At 71.0% G+C, this 2,481-nt stretch carries 3 protein-coding genes; 2 read left to right on the top strand and 1 reads right to left on the bottom strand.

Annotation, left to right across the window (positions count from 1 at the left end; genetic code table 11):
• Window positions 1-63: 63 nt before the first annotated feature.
• Entirely contained in the window at window positions 64-1,110 is a 1,047-nt protein-coding gene (locus ABZ281_RS45890) for a cation diffusion facilitator family transporter (protein ID WP_356664386.1), read from the bottom strand.
• Between the two features lie 13 nt (window positions 1,111-1,123).
• Between ABZ281_RS45890 and ABZ281_RS45885 the strand changes: the two genes are divergently transcribed.
• Together ABZ281_RS45885 and ABZ281_RS45880 are read left to right on the top strand one after the other, a co-directional pair.
• Entirely contained in the window at window positions 1,124-2,149 is a 1,026-nt protein-coding gene (locus ABZ281_RS45885) for a glutathione S-transferase C-terminal domain-containing protein (protein WP_356664384.1), read from the top strand.
• Between the two features lie 34 nt (window positions 2,150-2,183).
• Window positions 2,184-2,480 carry a DUF4235 domain-containing protein gene (locus ABZ281_RS45880; protein ID WP_356664382.1) on the top strand — a complete coding sequence of 99 codons (297 nt, stop codon included), beginning with the start codon at window positions 2,184-2,186 and terminating at the stop codon, window positions 2,478-2,480.
• Window position 2,481 lies beyond the last annotated feature (1 nt).

The following is a 2,481-nucleotide window of genomic DNA, read 5'->3' as shown; positions in this document are numbered from 1 at the left end:
GACCGATTTGGGCAGGCCGGCCATGTGGGAGGGACCCCGACATGCTGAGGGGGCACGCGAGGTTCAGGCCCCGCCGCGTTCCCCCGTCGCGGCGGGGCTTTCCGCTGCCTCGCGGGCGGGTCGGTCCGTCACGTCGAGGAATATCTGGTCCGCCTCGGGCACGGTCCGGGCGATGGACCGCTTGATGCGGACGGCGACATCCTCCACGCGCTCGCTGTCCAGGCCGGGCACCAGGTCGACGCGGGCGGCCACCAGAGCCGTGTCGAGGCCCGTCTTCATCGTGAACAGCGCTTCCACACTGTCGATCTCCGGCTGGGCCCGCAGCAGCGACTCGATCCGCCCGCTCGACTCCGGGTCCGCCGCCTCGCCGATCAGCCGGTCGCGGGCGTCACGGCCCAGCCGGAAGGCCACGTAGACCAGCAGCGCGCCGATCGCGAGCGAGGCGGACGCCTCCCACACCACCTGGCCGGTGACCATGTGCAGTGCCATGCCCACGATGGCCAGGGTGACGCCGAGCACCGCGGTGCCGTCCTCGGCGACGACCGTCCGCAGGGCCGGATCGCGCATCCCGGCTCCGGCGCCGCCCTGCCGACGCACCTGGTAGAGCGCCCGCAGCAGTGAACCCCCCTCCGCGAGGAGGGCGATCCCGAGCACGATCAGGCCGGCCACATAGCCGCCGAGTTCCTCCTCCGCACCGCTCGCCAGGGCCTCGAAACCCTGGAAGAAGGAGAAACAGCCTCCCATGACGAAGATGCCGACGGCCGCCAGAAGCGACCAGAAGAACCGCTCCTTGCCGTAGCCGAAAGGATGACGCCGGTCGGCGGGGCGGCGGCTGCGGCGCAGCGCCGCGAGCAGGAACACCTCGTTCAGGCTGTCGGCCACCGAGTGGGCCGCCTCGGACAGCAGGGCGGGCGATCCCGCCGCCAGGCCGCCGATTGTCTTGGCCACCGCGATCACCAGATTGGCCGCGAGCGCCACCAGCACGGTGACGCGAGTCCTGCGATCACTTCCTTCATCAGTCACCCACGCCGATTGCCCCGGTCGGCGGTGCTCACACCGTGCCGTCGGCGGAAAACGGGGAACGCGTTCACCAGGGTCCACGTACGGCAAGGAGGTCACCCCCATGAGCCGCGACGACGGCGACGACGGCAACACCGGCTACGGAAGGAGGACGTTCAAACGGTCCAAGGCGCACTTCGCGGACCGCATCACCGCGGACGGCCGGGACGGCTGGCCGGTCGAGACCGGCCGCTACCGTCTGGTCGTCAGCCGTGCCTGCCCGTGGGCGAGCCGGTCGCTGGTGTCCCGACGGCTGCTCGGCCTGGAGGACGCCCTGTCCCTGGCCGTCACCGACCCGATCCAGGACGACCGCAGCTGGCGCTTCACGCTCGACGAGGACGGCCGCGACCCGGTCCTCGGCATCCGCTATCTCAGCGAGGCCTACGACCGGCGCGAGAGCGACTACCCCGGCGGTGTCAGTGTGCCGGCGATCGTGGACGTGCCCAGCGGCCGGCTGGTGACCAACGACTACCAGCAGCTCACCCTCGACCTCGCGACCGAGTGGACGGCCCTGCACCGGGACGGCGCGCCCGACCTGTATCCGGACAAGCTGCGCGACGAGATCGACGAGGTGATGGCGGGCGTCTACGAGGACGTCAACAACGGCGTCTACAAGGCGGGTTTCGCCACCGAGCAGGCGGAGTACGAGACCGCCTGCGCCGGGGTGTTCCGCCGGCTGGAGCTGCTCGCGGGCCGGCTGGAGCGGCAGCGGTACCTCGTCGGCGACACGATCACCGAGGCGGACATCCGGCTGTTCACCACGCTGGTGCGCTTCGACGCGGTCTACCACGGCCACTTCAAGTGCAACCGCTGGAAGCTGACGGAGAACCAGGTGCTGTGGGCGTACGTCCGCGACCTGTACCAGACGCCCGGGTTCGGCGACACCGTCGACTTCGACCACATCAAGCGCCACTACTACCGGGTCCACACGGGCATCAACCCGACCCGCGTCGTCCCCCTGGGCCCGGACCTGTCCAGCTGGCATACCCCGCACCACCGCGAGGAGCTGGCCGGCCGGCCGTTCGGTGACGGCACACCGCCCGGGCCGGTCCGCGCCGAGGAGCGGATCCCGGCGGCACACACCCCCTGACCACCTTCACCCCCTCAGCTACCAAGGAGTTCCCGTGGCAAAGAAGAAGAAGATGTCCCTCGCGTACCAGCCCCTCGGGTTCGTGCTCGGCTGGTCGGGCGGCTGGCTGGCCGGGCTCGCCTTCCGCAGGACGTGGATGGCGATCCGGAACGAGGAGGACGCACCCGACGCGCTGGACAAGGACCGCGGCTGGGGCGAAGTGCTGCTGGCCGCCGCGATCCAGGGCGCCATCTTCGCGGTGGTGCGCAGCGCCGTGGACCGCGCGGGCGCCAAGGCGATCGAGCGTTCGACCGGAACCTGGCCGGTCGGCGAGAAGGGCGGCCGGGACTGAC

The sequence above is a fragment of the Streptomyces sp. NPDC006265 genome, from assembly GCF_040613555.1.
Lineage (GTDB): Bacteria > Actinomycetota > Actinomycetes > Streptomycetales > Streptomycetaceae > Streptomyces.
Note: the sequence above shows the minus strand (reverse complement) of the source record. Positions and strands in the feature narration are given on the sequence as shown.

Coding starts and splice junctions, on each gene's coding strand:
- ABZ281_RS45885 (WP_356664384.1), top strand. CDS start 1,124: ATGAGCCGCGACGACGGCGACGACGGCAACACCGGCTACGGAAGGAGG.